The organism is Okeania sp. SIO3B5, assembly GCF_010692555.1.
Classification (GTDB): Bacteria; Cyanobacteriota; Cyanobacteriia; order Cyanobacteriales; family Microcoleaceae; genus Okeania.
The window spans coordinates 1-3,454 of record NZ_JAAHHG010000758.1; the positions used below are offsets into that span (position 1 = coordinate 1).

3 protein-coding genes are annotated in these 3,454 nt (G+C 37.1%); 2 read left to right on the top strand and 1 reads right to left on the bottom strand.

All coding sequences use genetic code 11. The features are described from left to right. Positions 1–1,445 precede the first annotated feature (1,445 nt). A complete protein-coding gene (locus F6K54_RS42010) occupies positions 1,446–1,649 on the top strand; it encodes a hypothetical protein (protein ID WP_293090423.1) in 204 nt (67 codons plus the stop codon). A gap of 759 nt (positions 1,650–2,408) precedes the next feature. Continuing rightward, positions 2,409–3,269 carry a Tab2/Atab2 family RNA-binding protein gene (locus F6K54_RS42015; RefSeq protein WP_293090424.1) on the top strand — a complete coding sequence of 287 codons (861 nt, stop codon included), beginning with the start codon at positions 2,409–2,411 and terminating at the stop codon, positions 3,267–3,269. Here the strand turns inward: F6K54_RS42015 and F6K54_RS42020 are convergent. Further along, positions 3,270–3,454 (bottom strand): hypothetical protein (locus F6K54_RS42020; protein ID WP_293090425.1); only part of this gene is annotated, 185 nt, incomplete at its 5' end.

Consider the following 3,454-nt stretch of genomic DNA (forward strand, 5'->3'; position numbering starts at 1 on the left):
TGAGGAAAATAAAAAACTAAGGCCCAAATAACTTTGTTATTGTTGGATATGTGGGTATTTAAACTAGTTAGGAGGGGAGCGGGGGAGGAGGGGAGTAGGGGAGGAGGGGAGTAGGGGAGTAGGGGAGTAGGGGAGTAGGGGAGTAGGGGAGTAGGGGAGAATTTTTTTGCCCAACTTAGCAGCAAAAATGCTAACTTTTTGAGCATGAAGAGCTGAAAACCAAGGTATTTCAGACCTAAAAAGGCTAAAACCTTTATTTGTAAATGCTTTTAGATTTAATCAGCAAGCCCTACTTAGGGTTTGCGCTCAAAAGTCTTTTTTTCAGAGGAGGAGCCAGAATTTCCGTTTGTCATGCTTCCCTACGGGATGCTACGCAAACGCAAACAGAATCGGTGAATCCAGGAGGAATGGGATTCCGAGAAGAGGTAGCCAGAAGAATCTTCCCTTGGTTTTCTACCCCGATCTTGCCCAAAATACGCTCCTAATTGAACTGGAATTACCCAAAAGCTGGTACTCCCTTAGTACCTGCAAAGGCTGAAACCTTTGCCAGTAAACACTTTGATATTTAATCAGCAAACACTAAGTAGGGCTTGCTGATTAAATATTGCGCGCATTGACTGATATACGTTTTAGGCAAATTATGCCTATTAAAAGTATGAGCTTTAAAAACTAAGTATGTAACAAAAAGTAAAGTAGTTTTGAAACCTCTTCCCTTCTGCCTCCTGCCTTCTGCCTTCTGCCTTTCCTAAGTAAAGTAGTTTTGAAACCTCTTCCCTTCTGCCTCCTGCCTTCTGCCTTCTGCCTTTCCTAAGTAAAGTAGTTTTGAAACCTCTTCCCTTATGCCTTCTGCCCTCTGCCTCCTGCCTTTCCTAATATTTTAATTTTTTTACAAATGATTTAGGATTGCAATGATAGTGTCAACTTTTGTGACAATTTTCTCTGTCTTCACAAGTTCTTCATATTTATAGATTAACTTACTTAGTAAGGTTAGCAACTTAACCTAAAAGCTGAGATATAAATATCAAACTTGCATTTGGAGAACAAATAAGTGCAATCAGTTTATATAATTCTATTAACTCTTTCTGCGAGTTCTGCATTAATTTATAAGCACACCTCTGAAGACATATCTTTTGTTTTAGCTATATTAACGGGATTAATCAGTTTATTCTGGGGTTTTGCTTGCTCTCCATTAATTTTTCAGCTTTTAATATTGCTTAGTTTATTCTGTTTTTACAAAATTTATTCAATAGATAGCGAAGATACAAATTAATTAAAATAACTTTAATTCAACTTTTTTGACACAAATTTTATGTTTTTTGTAGTTGAATCTATCTATGTAGAGATAAGACTTCAATGATTTAGTGACTCTGATGAAATGAGCGGTTATTTTTTAGGGGTTTGTTGTTAAACCTTGTCATATTTTTAAAATAAATTTGAGGTATATTATGCACACTTGTCCTTGCTGCTCTACAACATTACTACGCCATGTACGTCATAATAGTATTTACTGGTATTGTCCACGATGTCGAGAAGAAATGCCTGACCTAGAATTAATGCTATTAAGTCGTTCTCAACTATTTCAGCCGAGTGAAGGTTGGTTAAGTACTCATAAACAAAATTCTAAGGTATTAATAAATGTACCAGTTTGACATCCTCCCGACGCTGCTCTACGAGACAGCGCGGGTCTTCTGCCAACATTTTGATAAATTGTTTTTATCTGCTGAGAAATATTTTTTATTTGTAGACAATTTTAAGGAGTCTTTGTCAAGGCTTCTTAATTTTTTTTAGTACAACAATTGAAGATTATAACATTAATTTCAAAAAAAGAATGTTATGTGAAATAGATTAATACTTGCTACAGACTATTGATTAGGGAAATAGCATAATTACCTGAAGAGTACAAAGTCGTCCCAAAAAACGATTTGTTTTGAAGGCTGAAAGTATTACTGACAAGGGCTTACAGTACTTACAGCTCTGAATAAATTTTTTTTAACCTTTAGATCGCTGAAAGCCTTAGTTAGCAATAGTTATTCCAAGAACTTTGCACTGTCTAGTAATTACGGCTTGCTGATTAAATATCACAACATTGACTGATATTAGTTTCAGCCTTTTCTTGCCTTTAAAAAGTGCAAGCTTTTCAGTCTAAAGAGCTGCATAAAGCTAGTATTTTGGGATGATTATGGCAGAAAAATCACTCTTACAATTTTTACGACTACCTCCTCTATAATTTCCATTTCTCCTGTCTTCCCCTCCACCGGAGGGGGAGGGGCGAGGGGTGGGTTGTCTCCTGTCTCCTGTCTCCTACCCCTACTAAAATAATTTTTCAGCAAACCCTAAGTATTTGTAACAAATATTTATCACGCCTGGTATAGCTTAAAATAACTATACTATCAATTTAAGAGTAAGGCATGGGAACTATTTGGGAACTAGACTTTTACAGTCGTCCAATACTTGATGAAAGACAAAAAAAACTCTGGGAACTCTTAATATGCGAAAGTCCCCTAGATATTAATCATCCTACAGATTCTTTGTATCGTTACTCTGAGTTTACAAGTAATCAACAGGTAAACTCTATTTGGCTAAAAAGTGCCATTGAAAAAGCGATCGCTGATGCTCCAGAAGCACCTCAAAAAATTCGCTTTTTCCGTCGTCAAATGAACAATATGATTACCAAAGCTTGTGCTGAACTGGCCATTCCTGCTATTTTAAGCCGTCGTACCTACGCACTCAACCAGTGGCTACAACAACGAATGGAAGAAGTTTACCCGACCTATTCTGGTTATCAAGCAGGAACAAATCCTTCAATTCAATACATGAGTCCCGCACCACAACCTTTACCAGATGCGTTAATTGGAGAAAAATGGACATTTGTAAGTTTAGAAGTTGAGGCTTTTGCAGAAATGTCAGAGTGGGACATTGACTTTGGAGAAGCTTTTCCCCTCAACACTATAGGTCTTACACCCAATTTAAAGATTCCTGGTTTAATTATTTATTCATCTAGAGCAAAACCTTTAGCAGCTTGGATGTCAGGATTAGAGCTAGCTTTTGTCAAATTTAATTCAGGTCCTCCAGCTAGACTACTATTAGAAACTGGAGGTAGCGATTGTTGGATTTTAGCTAATCTGGGTAATTCATCAACTATTGAGGAAGCTAAAAGATTTTCCGAAGCAAAGTCAAAAGTCAAACAAGTTCATTTTCTGGCTGTACAGTCAAATCCAGAATCTGAATCTTTTGCTGGTTTTTGGTTGCTGCAAGAAATTAATATCTAATTAGGGTTTGCTGAAAAAGTCTTTTTGATGGGGTAGGGAGTAGGGAGTAGGGAGTAGGGAGTAGTTAGGAGGAACGGAGAAATGGGAACTACACAGGAGGTGGCCATTCATAATAGTAAGAGTAATTTTTCTGCCATAGTTACCCCAACAGGACTTAATTTTTGAACCTGAGCTACCTAAAAGCT